The organism is Nostoc sp. FACHB-133, assembly GCF_014698055.1.
In the GTDB taxonomy this organism is placed as follows: Bacteria; Cyanobacteriota; Cyanobacteriia; order Cyanobacteriales; family Nostocaceae; genus Nostoc.
Genome location: NZ_JACJSH010000041.1, coordinates 28,916 through 44,514, shown reverse-complemented (window position 1 = coordinate 44,514; position 15,599 = coordinate 28,916). Strand labels below are relative to the sequence as shown.

Here is a 15,599-nt window from a genome sequence, read left to right as displayed (position 1 = left end):
TGCCCCATACTTCGGCTACGCTCAGTACAAGTGCCCAATCCCCAAATTAGTTGTGTCCCAAGTTATTTTAGAAAACGTTTATAAAAGTTTTTCCTCACGTAAAGGCGAAGGTGTTACCTCACAAAACCAATCTTCCCCCACGCCTGGGGAGAAAACTGATGCAGCGCAAGAACGTGCGGGAAGTGTTAACGTCTTACGACGGATTAACCTGACGATCGCAGATGGCGAGTTTATGGTGCTGGTAGGCCCTTCTGGTTGTGGGAAAAGTACCTTGCTACGGTTAATCGCTGGGTTAGAAGTAATGACTGGCGGTAATATCTGGGTAGGCGATCGCTTAATCAATGACCTACCACCAAAAGAACGCGACATCGCAATGGTATTTCAAAATTACGCCCTCTATCCGCACATGACGGTGTATGACAACATCGCTTTTGGGTTACGCCGTAGGGGAAGCAGGGGAGCCGAGGAGCAGGGGAGCAGAGGAGAAAATACTCCCTATCTTCGGACGTGGGCAGAAAATCTCTTCGTGGGGGCGACAAGAAAGTTGCCTAAAGGATTGCGCTACACTTCTGACAAAGAACGGGCGGTAGATCAGCAGGTGCGTAGTGTTGCCCAACTGTTACAAATTGAAACATTGCTGAATCGCTTACCCAAACAGTTATCTGGGGGACAAAGACAACGGGTTGCATTGGGAAGAGCGATCGCGCGTGACCCCCAAGTGTTTTTAATGGATGAACCGCTTTCTAACTTAGATGCCAAACTACGGGCAGAAACCCGCGCCCAAATTGTAAAATTGCAGCGCCAACTGGGGACAACGACAATTTACGTTACCCACGATCAAACAGAAGCGATGACAATGGGCGATCGCATTGCGATTATGTCTGAGGGTAAAATTCAGCAAGTTGCTTCTCCTTTAGAACTTTACAACCGCCCTGCCAATCTTTTTGTAGCAGAGTTCATTGGTTCACCACCGATGAATTTTATTCCTGTAGAATTCCATGCCCCACAGTTGATTACGCATTCCCAGTTGCGTTTCACCCTGCCAGAAGTTTGGGGAAAAGCTTTACAAAAATATGATGGAAAAACTCTAATTTTAGGCATTCGCCCAGAACACTTGAACTTGAGTATGCCTGCTACCAAAAATCTACCAGTGCAAGTAGATTTGGTAGAGAATCTTGGCAACGATTCCTTTCTCGCTGTTAAGATTGCCGAACCTGGTTCTCAGCCTGCCACTACAGCCAATTCCTTACAAGTGCGAATCCCACCAGATCGTCTTGTACAACCTGGTGAGCAACTATGGTTATCTCTAACTCCAGAGAAAATTCACTTTTTTGACCCGGAAACCCAGTTAGCTATATTTCCTTAAAAGTAACCGTGTCAAATTGGTTAACATTTGTGAGGGGTGTAAATACAGCATTTCATTAATTCGTAGCGAATTAATTTTGGCAATACCCGACAATGTTAATACATCGGCTTGCATTGTTAACGCATTGGCTTGCATTATTAACGCATTGGCTTGCATTGTTAACGCATCGGCTTGCATTATTAACGCATCGGCTTGCATTATTAACGCATCGGCTTGCATTATTAACGCATCGGCTTGCATTAAAAACGCATCGGCTTACATTGTTAATGCATTGGCTTGCATTAAAAACGCTACGCTTTTACACAAAGCTGTACTAAGTCCTTTGCTTCTAACAAGCAACAAGTTTTGCGGTGGGGTTAAAATCCCTATTGCAAAACTTAATTACGAATTACGTAAAGCCTGCGGCATAGCTTCGCTTAACGCGGAGCGTGCCGGAGCATCTATCAATACTTTTCGGTTAAACCCAATAATCTCTCTTTTGGTCTGGGGAAAGGTTAAAGGGTAATGGGGAAAGGGAAATTCAAACCTTTTCCCTTTCCCCTTTCCCCTTTCCCCCTTAACCGAAAAGTATTGGAGCATCTATTACTAATTACGAATTATTTTAATCAAAGTCTGTCGGTAAATCTGGTTGGCGATAATGTTGAAAAAGCCGGGTAATTTGTGCTGTCGTCACCCGTCCGATGGAAAGTTCTGGTAACGCATCTTCAGAGAAAAAACCTACATCTTCAGTTTCAATACTTGATGATGGAGAACCACCAATAAGTTCACATTTAAAAAATAGCTTATACACATAAAACGGCAACGGGGAATGTCCCTGTTTGTTTCTGTCATAAACTGCTAGTAATTTGATAGCGCGTGCTTGATATCCAGATTCTTCATATACTTCTTTTACAACTACTTCACTGGGCGACTCGCCAACATCAGCCCATCCACCAGGTAAACTCCAGCAACCATCAGCTTTTTCTTTGACTAACAATATAGTCTCATCACGGAAAATTGCCGCCCGCACGTCAACTTTGGGAGTTGCATATCCGACTTCACTGCTAAATAAATCGAGGACATAGCTGTGTTCTACGTTCGAGTAAGTGGCCATGATTTCTGTGGCGATCGCTCGTAATTGTTTATAGCGTTCAATATCAAAAGGCCCTTCAGAATAGGTTAGACCATTTTGAGCGATCGCTTGTAACTTTTGCGCCCACTCCAGCCATTTAGTTTCCATATTTAGGGATTGGGTACTGAGGATTGGGCATTGAGCATTGGGGATTGGGCATTGGGATTGGAAAATAGTATTTTTAATCTTATTTCCCGTTCCCCATTCCCCATTCCCCATTCCCTACTTACGCATCATCTAAAGCTGCAATTCCAGGCAATACTTTGCCTTCAAGTAACTCCAAGCTAGCGCCGCCGCCGGTGGAAATATGGCTCATTTGGTCTGCTAAACCAACCTTTTCCACAGCCGCTACTGAGTCACCACCACCAATGATGGTTGTTGTACCAGTTTTACCAATTTCAGCGAGAGTATGAGCGATCGCTTCCGTACCGGCCGCAAACTTATCAAACTCAAATACACCCATTGGCCCGTTCCAAATTACCGTTTTGGTATCTGCAAGGGCTTCTTGGAAAAATTTCACCGAGTCTGGCCCAATATCCAACCCCATCCAACCATCGGGAATATTCTCAATGCTAACGGTTTGAGAATTGGCATCAGGGGCAAAGTTATCTGCCAATACCACATCTGTGGGTAGCAATAAAGCAACACCCCGTTCTTTAGCCTTAGCTTCCAAAGACTTCGCTAGTTCTAGCTTGTCTTCTTCTACCAACGACTTACCAACACTCAAACCACGGGCTTTGTAGAACGTGAAAATCATCCCACCGCCAATAATCAGCTTGTCGCACTTCTCCAGCAGGGTTTCAATTACGCCAATTTTGCTGGAAACTTTGGAACCGCCAATAATTGCCGCCAAAGGACGTTGGGGATTTTCAATAGCGTTTTGCAGATATTGCAATTCCTTCTCAACCAAATATCCAGCCACAGAAGGGCTGAGGAATTTAGTCACACCTTCAGTAGAAGCATGGGCGCGGTGTGCAGTACCAAAAGCATCATTTACATAAAAATCAGCATTAGCTGCCAATTTTTTGGCAAATTCTGGGTCGTTTTTCTCTTCTTCTGGATAAAAACGGACATTTTCTAGTAATAGCACTTGGCCATTTTGCAAAGCGGCAACTTTCGCTGCAACTTCATCACCAATGGAATCATCAGTTTTAATGACTTCTTGCCCTAGTAACTCAGAGAGACGCTTGGCAACGGGAGTTAGGCGTAATTTGTCATCCACACCCTTGGGACGGCCAAAATGACTTGCGAGAATGACTTTAGCACCCTTCTGCGTTAAATCTTGGATGGTTGGTAGAGCGGCGCGAATGCGAGTATCGTCGGTAATGTTGCCTTGATCGTCCACAGGCACATTAAAGTCAACCCGCACTAAGGCACGTTTCCCAGATATATCAGCTGAAGATAAACTTGCTAAACTTTTTTTGGACACACCAAACTCTCCTGATTGCCTTTTTGTTATTGTTTTGAAAGTAGAACCATCAAGATTTTACCGGAGTCAGGGGTACCCAAGTGACAGAGATATTTAAGACAGTACTATTTCCTATCGATCAAAGCCGGGAAACGCGGGAAGCTGCTGATGTTGTTACCAACGTAGTCAAAAAGTACAGCAGTCGCTTGGTGCTGCTGTCTGTGGTAGAAGAACCGCCTCCAGATGCTCCAGATGCGCCTAGTGCAGATCCGATGGTCTCACCAGAAGTAGTTGCAAAACTGCTAGAAAATGCCCAATCTTTATTTTCAGGGCAAGGAATTCAATCCGAAATTCTGGAAAGGCAAGGTAAACCAGCTTTTACTATCTGCGATGTCGCTGATGAAATTGGGGCTGATTTAATTATTATGGGCTGCCGGGGGCTAGGCTTGACTGAAGAGGGAGCGGATGATAGTGTGACAACTCGCGTGATTAACCTTTCCCCTTGCCCAGTGCTGATTGTGCCCTAGTAGTAGTCAGTGTCTCCAGCAATTAATTATGTCTTATCCAAAACCCTTGTAGAGGCGTAGCAATGCTACATCTGTACAAGGGTTTTCGGAAAAGTCTAATGACAAACAGAAAATTCTGAGCGTCACCAACTGGCGCTCAGAACTTTGGAAATAAACCTTCCATGTTTACATACTTTACCTAACAGCTTAAAAGCGATAGTTGCGATCGCGTACCCACATACTAACTGGAACAGCTTTACCCTGTGGATCTACTTTCGCTTTCACCACAATGGGGGGTACTTGTCCTCTGCGGGCGCGTTGGGTTCGCAAATCGTTGCTAATCTGCTGGCGTTGGTTTTCTGGAATGTAATAAGTTTCCAAACCGTAGTTAACGGAACCATCCTGATAAACACCTTTTAAGGCTACCTGATTGGCTCTTAGAGATGTTGGGCGCTCCCTACTGACTCGTAACGGTCTCCAAGCTCTAGGAACACCATTACCATAGGATAGTTGCTCTTGCAAAGTCACGTAGATATTGGTTCCTTCAGGCAATCTTCTGCCGCTTCCCCGACCTTTGCTGACAATTGTTTGCCAACCAGGTAATCTACTCAAATTTGTGGGACGGGATATGTTGTAATCTAGCGCTAAGGTATTACCGTCTAGTACATTGTTCGGGTCTACAGGTACGGTTTGCAAAATCACCGTTTTACCTGTCACATCTGTATAAACGGCTTGGGCTGGTACTGACATAATTAACCCTGTTTGTAGCGCCAGGGGAGCTAGTAACCGCCAAAAAGGTAAGGGCTTATTCGATTTTTGTTCAGTAGCAATCAAGTAATCCCGAAAAGTCACCTTACTGGAGAACTCGGCTTCGGGAGACAAGGTTTTATTTTTAGATTCAGAAGAACTATTAGTCATGAGCGTAGTCCTAAAAAGCAGAGGAATTGAGGAGGTCAAAAGTAACGAGATTAGGACTAACGCAGAGAAACTTTAAAAATTTTGACGCACAGAGATAGAGATGTTGATGATGGGGAAATTCCTGAATTCTGTTAGCGTTGGGGGGCGTTTAGCCCATGCTGAATTTGTACTACTTTTTACTTGCAGAACTAGAGCCACCGGGTAAACGGCGTTCAAACCAGAGTCCAGCGCTAATTAAAGCGGAACCGCACAAGATAAAGACTAGAGACTTGAAAAGTAAGTCGGTGTCGTACTCTTGCACGCGACTGATAATTTGCAGTGTCACTAACAGCATACCGCCCCAAAAGGAACTTCTGTTGCTTAATTTCAATCCTTCTTGAATTAGTCCCCATGCTAATGTTGCTAGAAGCACATTGAAAATAAAAACACCAAGTTCATCAATCCGACTGATAGTTTGATGCCAAAAAGGTACTATGGCAATAAAGGCAAGAAAAGTACCAATAACAGCAGTTGTGAAAATCACTTCGCGGCGCGGAGGATTATTTCTTTGACGCAGTAGAAATAACCATTGCAATACCGCCAAGCCACTGAGAATCCCCAAATCGATGATCGGCAGAGACTGGAATAAGTTTGTCAAGTTCGTTGGCTGATTATAACCATAATTTGGAGATTCCCAAACCCAACGAAAAGACAGAACATAAAACACACCACCAAAGCTAACCAACGCCAAATTACGGGCCAGAGATTGAAACAATCTGTAATTTATGGTTGGAAACAGCAGATCATCATAACTCCAGAATAATGCAGGTGGGAGTGCAAAAGCAAAAGATGCCACCCAAGGCGCTATATCAGCATAATTCAGCAGTGGCAGAGGATTAAGGTTAGCTTGTAAGGAACTAGCGAAAACAAAGGCTGCTAGACCAAAAATCCAACGCGATCGGCAGAAGTAGGCTAAGGGGACAAATACCAGCCATGCCAACAAAGGCAAATGCTGCACCACTAACCGCGACCAAGTTAACTCTCCTGTTGCGTACCATAAGTCTTCTAATCCCGTCCAATACCCGATTTCCACGAGGACAATTGACAGAATTCCTAAAGAATTTATGGACAAACTGAAGGCCATCACCACAACACCCAACCCCCAAGCGAGAAAAAGTTGGGAAGTTGAACCGGCGATATTGAACATCTGAGCCATCAGCAGTATATTCGCGCCGAAAATGAAGGCGCTTAAAATGAGCAACCCTTCTCCCAGTAAGCGTTTACTTTTTTGTGGCTTCTTTCCTTCAGGTGTTATCCAATTGTAAAAACCGGTAATAGCGATCGCAAAAAACAAACTCATCATGAGAATAAATTTGACTTCCCGCGAACCTCCCTGCCAGTTTCCTGATACAAAGGTAATTATGCCTAAGCATAAAAGGATGCTGCCTACAGCGATCGCGATCGCTTTATTGCGATCGCGTACAGCAGCTTCCAGGTTTTTAAATTGATAACGTTCTGCTATTTGCTCATACAGCGAAGAACTAATTAATCCTTCATCCCTCCATAGTTGTGCTTCTTTGCGTAACTTTTGCGGAAAACTATCTAAGAACATGACCTTCTCCGGTGCAGTGGGGTAGCTTGGCCATTGCGTTCTGAATGGCGGTCATTATATTTTGAGTATGAAGCCAAAAGGCTTGATTACATTGTTCTTGTGTAACAGTTTGATTTGGATTTTGATACAACCTAATTCGTAATTAAGAAGCGTCATCTTTCATATTGATTTCCACACAATTGCATCTCTACTCTAATTTGTGAAAAATTTTATTATTTATATATCCAAATGGAAAAACCTTCTAATTTATTACTTAAAGTCTCACGGCGTTTGTTCACTAATCTAGATGAACAAGAAAAATTTATTGAGGCTTTAATGAATCCTCAGCCTTTTTCCCCCAGTATTGTTTGGTGTAAAGAAAAGCCAGATTTTTCACCTTTAGCAGTGGAAACACCAACCTATTGGCAACCACAATTTACTGACCGTTTATGCTTGGGAGAAAAACCCGGTCAGCATCCCTTACATCAACAAGGATATTTTTATTGTTTAGATTTCTCTTCAGTATTTGCAGCTACTACTTTGTTAGCAATTCCTCAGTCAGTGCATTTAGTTTTTGATATGTGTGCCGCACCAGGAGGTAAAAGTATCTTCGCTTGGAAAGCTTTGCAACCTGAATTACTCATCAGTAATGAAGTAATTGGTAAACGTCTAGGAATGCTAATTTCTAATTTGAAACGTTGCCAGATTAGCCCTAGTGCAGTAGTTAATAGAGATTCGAGTATATTTGCCGAAATATTTCCCTACTCTAGCAACCTAGTAATAGTAGATGCTCCTTGCACTGGGCAATCTTTACTGGCTAAAGGTGAAAAAGTACCCGGATGTTTTCACCCAATTGCTATTAACAAGAGTGCAAATCGCCAAAAGCGAATTATAGCTAACTCTGCTAAACTTGTTTCCCCACAAGGCTATTTAGCTTATATGACTTGCACATATTCACCCGAAGAAAATGAGCAAGTTTGCGAATGGTTTTTGGAACGCTTTCCCCAGTTTCAGGCGATGGAAATTAGTAATTTAACTAAATATCAGTCGCATTTAACTACAATACCTTGTTATCGGATGTTTCCTCAAAATAGATTAGGTGCTGGTGCGTTTACAGTTCTATTTAAAAATACTAATGAAAATCAAGATGAGCAGAAAGAAGTAGATTTAAATGCAATATCTTCGCTGTATATCTACCAAAATCTGAAAAAGTCAAGTTAATTACATTGGTGGTATATCTTCTGGCATTAAACCAGAAGATGTGATGTCTATAAGAGGGCTGCATTTGTCAATCAGCCATCGGGAGTACACTTTTTACGTGAGTTGACTTTATATTAAACCACATATATCAATACAGTTCGGTTAAGGTTTTTTGATGAAAATTTTAGATCGCAAAGACGGGATAAATCGCCGTCAAGAGAAAAGACTGATTATTGTAGAGACAGCGATTCATCGCCGTCTCTTACCTTAACTCCTTTCCAGGGAACGCCAGTTTAGGTTGCGTCTGTTGTCTAAGCGTCAGAGTTAAATAAGTGGGCATGAATAATTGAAGGTTTGTAGTTACGGCTAGAACCGCTCACTACAAGCCAATTTAATTAATTTTATATTTTGTAACATAGTTTGATTTATTTCTGCCCAATTACTCTTTCGGAATTTCTAAGTTCTACCTAAAAACGAGATGACGAGATTAATAAAAAACTTTCAATAATTAACTCTTATGTATAATAATTTTTTTTAACCTCATCCTAACCTAAATTTAACCAAAACTTATCCGGTATCAGCGTTAGACTTTTGGAAATAAACATTATATAAAAAAGCTAAACCGTACAGGATGTAAATTACATGAGTCGAAAAGTCAGCAAAGTGTTAAAACAGTCTGGGGTGATTCCTTATAGAGTGAACGATGGCAAAGTTGAAATCTTGCTAATCACGACCCGTAACTTTCAACACTGGGTGATTCCAAAAGGAGATATTCCTAATGGCATGAGTCCGCCCGCTTCAGCAGCCAAAGAAGCTTGGGAAGAAGCAGGGGTGATTGGGCAGGTAGACACCAATGAACTGGGCACTTACAAGTACCGTAAAGGAGGCAAAAGTTATCGTGTCAAGATGTATTTGTTACCAGTTGAGATGCTGAGTGAAGATTATCCAGAAGCAAGTAAAAGAAAACGGCAGTGGGTAGAAGTGACTACAGCTATCAGGTGGGTTAAGTTTAGTTCGCTCAAACGAATTCTTAAAGGTTTTTTCCAGGTTAAATCTCATTTTTGTGCATTTCAAGATACTAGTCATATATAGAAATACATATTAAATAAGTATAATTAAATAAGCTAAAAAGCCTAGTTCGTAGTCAGAAATTCATCGTTAATAGCAAGTTTTACTAGAACTAAAGTCATTACTACAAACTTTAATTTATTTACACCTAGCTACTTATTGAGAAGCCATCGAAGCAACATAAGCGATTTTCAATAAGTAGCTAAATATTTAAAACAACTGCACTTGCTAATCAAAATAAGTAAATATTACATGTAAGGTATCACCTATGTTTACATCAATTTCATGGTGAGTATGGGTCTATGTATTGAGTAAGCTTATCCATTCTAAATCCACAGTAAAGCGACCCAAGTTTTTATACCGACAATTCCATCAGCTTGCATTTTCTTAGATGTTTGGAAACTAACAATTGCATTCTTAACTGACTCAGAAAACTTCCCATCAATGGCATCAGTATATAATCCAATATCTTTTAATTGCTGTTGTAATTGTTTGACCCTTAGCCCAGAATCTCCTAACTGTAAACCATTAAATCTATTCAAATCGGCTCGACCACTAACACCAGCGACACCAGAGATATCACCTTCATATTGATGGATTAGGTATTGCCCCTGCCAAGCGCCAGGAATACTTGGGTTCTCGGTTCCGTAGTGGGCAATCCATAACGGATAACTCGCAAAATCAGATGGATTGCCAAGTTCTTGCCAGAAACTGGGGAAGGTATAAATAATTGGTTTAATTGCTTTTTTCGTTTGTTGTAAAAGGGCTTTTTCCACTTCTGCTAACCACAGTTTAGCTGCACTAATTACAGCTTGGCTATTTACTTTGTCAGTTACCTCTACATCCAGAACTGGTGGTAAGTCTCCTGGTTCTAATTTCCCCAACGTTTTTAAGAATTCCTGTGCTTGCTGAACCGGGTCAGATGTATGGGGATGAAAGAAATGATAAGCACCCCGAATAATACCAACCGTTTTCATAGTCTGCCAATGATGAGCAAAAGCAGAGTCTTTAATACTAACTCCTTCTGTGGCTTTGACAAACGCAAAGGTTTTACCAGAGTTTTTTACAGCCGTCCAATCTACTCTGCCATCTTGATCGGCAACATCAATTCCTAGCATAAAATCCTTAACCTTTTTGAATAGTACAATACTGGACTTATCAGAGGCTCTAATTAAATTTATGCTATTTTGAGATTTTTTAGTAAATTACATAAATTTACAAGACTGCTCGGACTGGGGTCACTCTGACTTTGCCTGTACAAGGCTTAATTTCTTCTGTGACGGTAAGATGCTGGTAAGCATTCGGAGGTGTGATTTCAATCTTATTAGAAATTGGGCAGTTTTCTTGCGGCGAACTAATGTGATTGTATGCTATTTGAAACGAGGCTTGTTTTCCAGGAGCTAAAGTTACTTGTTGTCGAGGTTGCTGACTCGAAAAGTAAGTGTCTTTGGAGCGAATAACTTTAATTCCCTGCAAAGGTTGATCTTTTGCATCCAGTAGTGCCAATCCCGGATAACCATAGAGGGTGCAAGGTGATGAAGCGTTATTGGTGAAGGCATAGGTGAGGGCAACATTCCCAACGCCAGCATCTTCGGAGACTCGGCGCACTGACAATTGACTAGTTTCACAGCGCGTCGGATTCTTAGAAATAGTGGGTTCAGGGGTAGAACTGTCTGTAGCTTTTGCAGTCGGTGTAGGTGTTGAGGTCAACACAGTTGCCTTTGTCGGCTGTTCAGTGATTGCTGGTAAAGCTTGTGGCTGTTTTGTAACAGAGGGAGAACTGACACAGCCTGTTGTCACCGCAGTCAGGAGCAACAAAATACTGCTTTCCATAATTAGAATTCGCATATCTCTTTTTTTGTAGTGAACTACTTACACTGATGCTTTACATACAGTGTAAGTTTCCTATTTCACAAGGGATTGCTTTGTTATGGGTTTGGTCTTACATCCCCTTTCTTGGCGAACTTCTCCGTTCTACAATCTCAGTATTCAACCGAATTAAATATTATCTGTTGCTTCAATCAAAGCACTACGAATTCCTGGTTCACTCATCGAATGTCCGGCATCAGAAACCACTATAAATTCTGCTTCTGGCCAAGCTCGATGTAATTCCCAAGCTGATATCATTGGGCAGACTACATCATAGCGCCCCTGAACAATTACAGCCGGAATATGGCGGATACGGTCTACATTTAAGAGTAATTGATCTTCTGTTTCAAGAAAGCCCTTATTCATAAAGTAATGGCATTCAATACGTGCGAAAGCTGAAGCAAATTCGCTCTCGCCAAACTTTTGCATAAGTTCTGGGTCTAAAAAAAGTCTACTGGTACTAGCTTCCCAAATTGACCAAGCACGCGCCGCTGCTAATTGAATTTCTAAATCGGGACTTGTTAAGCGTTTGTAATATGCTGCGATCAGATCATCACGTTCTGCGATCGCAATTGGTTCGACATAAGCTTCCCAAGCATCAGGAAAAATATAGCTAGCACCCTCTTGGTAAAACCATCGCAACTCTTTTTGCCTCAGCATAAAAATACCACGGAGAATTAATGCCGTGCAGCGAGAAGGATGGGTTTGGCTGTAGGCTAATGATAAAGTGCTACCCCAACTACCACCGAAAACCGCCCACTTTTCTATACCTAAATATTGGCGTAGTTTTTCGATATCACTGACTAAATCCCAAGTGGTATTTTCTCGTAACTCAGCATGGGGCGTACTTTGACCACAACCACGTTGGTCAAACATCACTATCCGCCATTTTTCTGGGTGGAAATATTGCCGATAAAAAGGTGGACATCCACCACCAGGCCCACCATGCAGCAAAACGATGGGTTGACCTTGGGGGTTTCCTGACTCTTCAAAATGAATGGTATGTAGGTCGGAAACCTGTAAACTACCTTGTCGGTAAGGCTCGATCGCTGGGTAAAGTTCTCGCATTTTAGAAATTTTATCAGTAATGTTGTCATAAACCACAGAGTCAGAGAGAAGCCAGTGTGCCCCAATACTGTTCGGTTAACCATTTTTAACTCGGCATTGGGTTTGGGGAAAAGGTTAAAGGGTAAAGGTTAAAGGTTTTTCTTCCCCTTTTCCCCTTAACCGACAAGTATTGCAGTGCGCCCTTGCGGTTCCCCAACTCATAGCGTTCCCGCAGGGTAGCAACTGGCGCAGCGCTTAGAAAAATTAAGATATTTTACGAGTCACCTTGAAAGAGCTACTCCTAAAAATATCTTGATTCGCTCAGAAGCTTTGATTATTCCCAATCCAAAATCCAAAATTATTATGAGAGGTCGCAAGTAAATGCCGTGGTTTGTCAAAATTGAAGAAGGGAAAGTCGATAAACCTACCTTTGACCAATATGTACCTGCCCACAAAGCCTACATCCAGGACTTGATTGCTAAAGGACACAAAGCACGAACAGGCTATTGGGCAGAACAAAGAGGCGGAATGTTGCTATTTGAGGCAGCCTCTAAGGAGGAAGCAGAAGCAATTGTCGCTGATGACCCGTTGGTAAAACACGGCTGCGTCAACTATCAACTTTACGAATGGCGAATAGTTATGGAATAACACACACTTACTGGTTTTTCATGTTATGCTTTTAGAAGACCTGGATCTATGCGATTGCAACACCCAAATCTTGTCAGAACCGGAAGGTAGCAGCAACACGGGAGGCTTGTAATAGGCGTAGTCTCCGGGTCGCCCTATTTTTAGGAGCGGTCAGCAACAATGGCTGGTTTTGGAGATATTGTTCAAAAAGCTTTTTACCTCGGTGTTGGATTAGCTTCTTACGCAGGTGAGAAAGCAGGGGGGAAATTAGCCCAAGTGCGATCGCAAGTCCAAAAACTGGCAGATGAAATGGTGGCAAAGGGCGAAATGAACACAGAAGAAGCCCGCCGCTTTGTTGAAGAAATGATGAAGCAAGCCCAACAAGCCCAACCATCTGCTGAAACCTCCGAGAAAACACCTCCTTCGGAACCTCGCCGGATTGAAATTTTAGAGGAAGATGAAGAACCAACGGTGAAAGAGGGATCAAGTGATGAGAATGTGGATAAATTGCGTCAAGAAGTGCTAGACCTGCAAAACGAGTTAAAAAGATTGCAACGCGATTAATAAAAAGTATTTTTTACTCGATATAAATGGCAATAAGTGGCACCTTGACATGGCACTTCATATAGAAACTTGATAAGATACATTGCCTAGTGTGTATTCTAGTGCTTCCACCCAGATAACACAAAGCGTCCTGTTTATAGCCTGCAAGGGTGTCAAGTTTATGGAACAGTGGCAAAAGGATTTAGCAGAAATCGTTGAAACAGTTGCTGATGAAGTAGAGCGTTTCTTCCTGGGAATGAGTGAAATGGTTGACGCTTTTTTTGAGCTAACGGAAGAAATTACTGAGCAAGTCCCTAATATTGTTACTGAAGTCGATCAGTATTTACAGGATTTAGCTGAACCAATGTTTGAGGCTTACTGGGAACTGGAAGACATGGTAGCAGATGTAGATCCAGGTTTTCCTTATTCAGTTGAACCTACATCTGAAAAAAATCCTGCCTGCATCGGTTGTACTCATTACCACGGTCAAGTTTATAGTGGTAATTTGTTAGTTTGTGCCATGCACCCCCACGGTTGTGAAGATGAGAATTGTCCAGACTGGGAGAAGGAAGAGTATTGAGGGGGGAGTAGAGACGCGAAAAATCTTTGTCTGTACAAAATTAATAAAAAAACGTAAAGATAAGTAAAATAACCAATGACAAATGACAAATGACAACTGACAAATTCCCTGAAATGAAGTATGGTGAACGCGATATTGCGGAAGGTAAATTAATTACCTTTCCAAATCCGCGTGTGGGGAGACGATATGACATTAATATTACTTTGCCGGAATTTACTTGTAAATGTCCATTTTCTGGCTATCCTGACTTTGCGACAATTTACGTTACATATATACCTGATGAACGGGTAGTAGAATTGAAGGCGCTTAAACTTTACATTAACAGTTACCGCGATCGCTATATTTCCCACGAAGAATCTGCCAACCAAATTTTAGATGATTTTGTGGCTGCTTGTGACCCTTTAGAAGCCACTGTGAAAGCAGATTTTACGCCTCGTGGCAATGTACATACTGTGGTTGAAGTGCGTCATCATAAGTACCCATCATAAAAACTTTGGGTGTTGCTGAATAGGGATATGAATCTGGATGTAGAGACGTTGTAATGCAACATCTCTACAAGGATTCTGAAATTACGCAAAATTATTTTTCATACTCCAATTAGCAATGCCAAACTTTGGTTTTTAGTGAAGACGAACATTTTTACTCAGGTTGATTAAGCGGACACGATCTAAATTAAAAACTAGTTATTTTGCAATTCTGTTTGCAGCAGATTGTACTTGAAGCACAACTTTTTTAGATAAAGGAATATATCCGAGTTCCAAACTGGATTTTTGCCCCTCAATCAAAGCCCAATCAATAAATTTTTTTAGCGCTTCGCCTTTGACTCGGTTGGGATATTGCTGATAAGTTAAAACCCAGCTATAAGTAACGATGGGATAAGACTGGGAACCTGTAGGATCGTTGATAAAAGCAATCAAGTTATCGGCGGGTAACTTCACTGACTCCAAAGTTTGAGCTACAGATTCTGGTGTCGGCGTAATATAATTACCAAATTTATTTTCCAAAGCAGCCACAGGAAGTTTATTTTGTTTGGCGTAGACGTATTCTACATAGCCAATAGCTCCTGGGATCTGTTGCACTAACGCGGTAACACCTTCGTTACCCTTTCCACCAATTCCCACTGGCCATGCGACAGCTTTACCTGCTGCAACTTTGCTGTTCCATTCTGGACTTATAGCACTTAGATGTTGCGTCAACACACTTGTAGTTCCACTACCATCAGTGCGGTGTACAACCTGAATCGGTAGATTGGGCAAATTTACCCCTGGATTAGCTACAGCTATTCTCGGATGATTCCAATTCGTAATTTTTCCGAGAAAGATATCTACATAAACTTGGCGTGATAGCTTTAAACCATTTGGCAGATTGACTGGAGGTGACTGGGGGGCGGGCGTGAGGTTGTAAGCTAGCACTATGGAACCAGCAGTCATGGGCAAAGCAATCACTCCCCTTTTGATCTTAGCTGCTTGTTCATTTGTAATTCCCACATCACTAGCTGCAAAGTCTACAGTACCTTCAATCAGCTGTTGCACTCCAGCGCTGCTTCCTATAGCTTGATAGTTAATTTCCACATTGGGATTTTGCTGGTTGTAATCTGAAAGCCAGCGTTCATACAAAGGCGCAGGAAAACTTGCCCCAGCACCAACGAGAGAAACGTGCTTGATTTTTTTATTATCGGTAGTACAAGAAGCGATACTCAACAATATAGCGATTACAGGTAGTAGGCAAACCCGTCGTTTAAATTGAAGTTGAGCAGATATACAAAACTTTAGTTCCAATGCTTAAT

Annotated in this window: 17 protein-coding genes and 1 other RNA gene; 9 read left to right on the top strand and 9 right to left on the bottom strand. The window is 41.9% G+C overall.

Features of this window, described 5'->3' with window-relative positions; genetic code table 11:
- Positions 1-52 precede the first annotated feature (52 nt).
- Positions 53-1,366 (top strand): ABC transporter ATP-binding protein, encoded by a 1,314-nt coding sequence (locus tag H6G86_RS26440; RefSeq protein ID WP_190936808.1) that lies wholly within the window; start codon positions 53-55, stop codon positions 1,364-1,366.
- Here the strand turns inward: H6G86_RS26440 and H6G86_RS26435 are convergent.
- From H6G86_RS26435 to H6G86_RS26425, 3 genes are all read right to left on the bottom strand, one after another.
- Positions 1,349-1,606, bottom strand: a complete 258-nt coding sequence (locus tag H6G86_RS26435; RefSeq protein WP_190936807.1) for a hypothetical protein — start codon at positions 1,604-1,606, stop codon at positions 1,349-1,351. The two genes, H6G86_RS26440 and H6G86_RS26435, sit on opposite strands and share 18 nt — an antisense overlap.
- Positions 1,607-1,967: 361 nt before the next feature.
- Positions 1,968-2,585 (bottom strand): NUDIX hydrolase, encoded by a 618-nt coding sequence (locus tag H6G86_RS26430; protein WP_190936806.1) that lies wholly within the window; start codon positions 2,583-2,585, stop codon positions 1,968-1,970.
- 118 nt (positions 2,586-2,703) lie between these two features.
- Positions 2,704-3,906 carry a phosphoglycerate kinase gene (locus H6G86_RS26425; protein ID WP_190936805.1) on the bottom strand — a complete coding sequence of 401 codons (1,203 nt, stop codon included), beginning with the start codon at positions 3,904-3,906 and terminating at the stop codon, positions 2,704-2,706.
- A gap of 89 nt (positions 3,907-3,995) precedes the next feature.
- Between H6G86_RS26425 and H6G86_RS26420 the strand changes: the two genes are divergently transcribed.
- Entirely contained in the window at positions 3,996-4,412 is a 417-nt protein-coding gene (locus H6G86_RS26420) for a universal stress protein (RefSeq protein WP_041566493.1), read from the top strand.
- A 186-nt stretch (positions 4,413-4,598) separates the two neighbouring features.
- Here H6G86_RS26420 and H6G86_RS26415 read toward each other — a convergent pair whose 3' ends face one another.
- The gene (locus tag H6G86_RS26415; protein WP_190936804.1) at positions 4,599-5,309 is read right to left on the bottom strand and encodes a GDYXXLXY domain-containing protein; all 711 of its coding nucleotides are present in this window, start codon (positions 5,307-5,309) and stop codon (positions 4,599-4,601) included.
- A gap of 169 nt (positions 5,310-5,478) precedes the next feature.
- The gene (locus tag H6G86_RS26410; RefSeq protein WP_190936803.1) at positions 5,479-6,900 is read right to left on the bottom strand and encodes a DUF2157 domain-containing protein; all 1,422 of its coding nucleotides are present in this window, start codon (positions 6,898-6,900) and stop codon (positions 5,479-5,481) included.
- A 228-nt stretch (positions 6,901-7,128) separates the two neighbouring features.
- Between H6G86_RS26410 and H6G86_RS26405 the strand changes: the two genes are divergently transcribed.
- Both H6G86_RS26405 and H6G86_RS26400 read left to right on the top strand, forming a co-directional pair.
- The gene (locus H6G86_RS26405; RefSeq protein WP_190936802.1) at positions 7,129-8,100 is read left to right on the top strand and encodes an RsmB/NOP family class I SAM-dependent RNA methyltransferase; all 972 of its coding nucleotides are present in this window, start codon (positions 7,129-7,131) and stop codon (positions 8,098-8,100) included.
- 621 nt (positions 8,101-8,721) lie between these two features.
- Positions 8,722-9,171, top strand: coding sequence for an NUDIX hydrolase (locus H6G86_RS26400; RefSeq protein WP_190936801.1), 450 nt, complete (start codon positions 8,722-8,724; stop codon positions 9,169-9,171).
- A 302-nt stretch (positions 9,172-9,473) separates the two neighbouring features.
- Here the strand turns inward: H6G86_RS26400 and H6G86_RS26395 are convergent, their stop codons facing one another.
- The 3 genes from H6G86_RS26395 to pip all read right to left on the bottom strand — a co-directional run bounded on the left by H6G86_RS26395 (position 9,474) and on the right by pip (position 12,084).
- The gene (locus tag H6G86_RS26395) at positions 9,474-10,265 is read right to left on the bottom strand and encodes a GH25 family lysozyme (RefSeq protein ID WP_190936800.1); all 792 of its coding nucleotides are present in this window, start codon (positions 10,263-10,265) and stop codon (positions 9,474-9,476) included.
- 97 nt (positions 10,266-10,362) lie between these two features.
- Entirely contained in the window at positions 10,363-10,995 is a 633-nt protein-coding gene (locus H6G86_RS26390) for a DUF4232 domain-containing protein (protein ID WP_190936799.1), read from the bottom strand.
- A gap of 150 nt (positions 10,996-11,145) precedes the next feature.
- Complete coding sequence (pip, locus tag H6G86_RS26385; protein WP_190936798.1) at positions 11,146-12,084, bottom strand: prolyl aminopeptidase; 939 nt, start codon at positions 12,082-12,084, stop codon at positions 11,146-11,148.
- Positions 12,085-12,444: 360 nt separating this feature from the next.
- Between pip and H6G86_RS26380 the strand changes: the two genes are divergently transcribed.
- The 5 genes from H6G86_RS26380 to queF all read left to right on the top strand — a co-directional run bounded on the left by H6G86_RS26380 (position 12,445) and on the right by queF (position 14,301).
- Positions 12,445-12,711 carry a YciI family protein gene (locus H6G86_RS26380; RefSeq protein ID WP_012412163.1) on the top strand — a complete coding sequence of 89 codons (267 nt, stop codon included), beginning with the start codon at positions 12,445-12,447 and terminating at the stop codon, positions 12,709-12,711.
- A gap of 37 nt (positions 12,712-12,748) precedes the next feature.
- Positions 12,749-12,845: signal recognition particle sRNA small type (ffs, locus tag H6G86_RS26375), an RNA gene on the top strand.
- Between the two features lie 25 nt (positions 12,846-12,870).
- Positions 12,871-13,254, top strand: coding sequence for a phasin family protein (locus H6G86_RS26370; protein ID WP_114085360.1), 384 nt, complete (start codon positions 12,871-12,873; stop codon positions 13,252-13,254).
- A gap of 160 nt (positions 13,255-13,414) precedes the next feature.
- Entirely contained in the window at positions 13,415-13,813 is a 399-nt protein-coding gene (locus tag H6G86_RS26365; protein WP_190936797.1) for a hypothetical protein, read from the top strand.
- 89 nt (positions 13,814-13,902) lie between these two features.
- Positions 13,903-14,301 (top strand): preQ(1) synthase, encoded by a 399-nt coding sequence (gene queF / locus H6G86_RS26360; RefSeq protein WP_114085358.1) that lies wholly within the window; start codon positions 13,903-13,905, stop codon positions 14,299-14,301.
- A 195-nt stretch (positions 14,302-14,496) separates the two neighbouring features.
- Here the strand turns inward: queF and pstS are convergent, their stop codons facing one another.
- On the bottom strand, positions 14,497-15,591 hold the full coding sequence (gene pstS, locus H6G86_RS26355; RefSeq protein WP_190936796.1) for a phosphate ABC transporter substrate-binding protein PstS: 1,095 nt from the start codon (positions 15,589-15,591) through the stop codon (positions 14,497-14,499).
- Positions 15,592-15,599 lie beyond the last annotated feature (8 nt).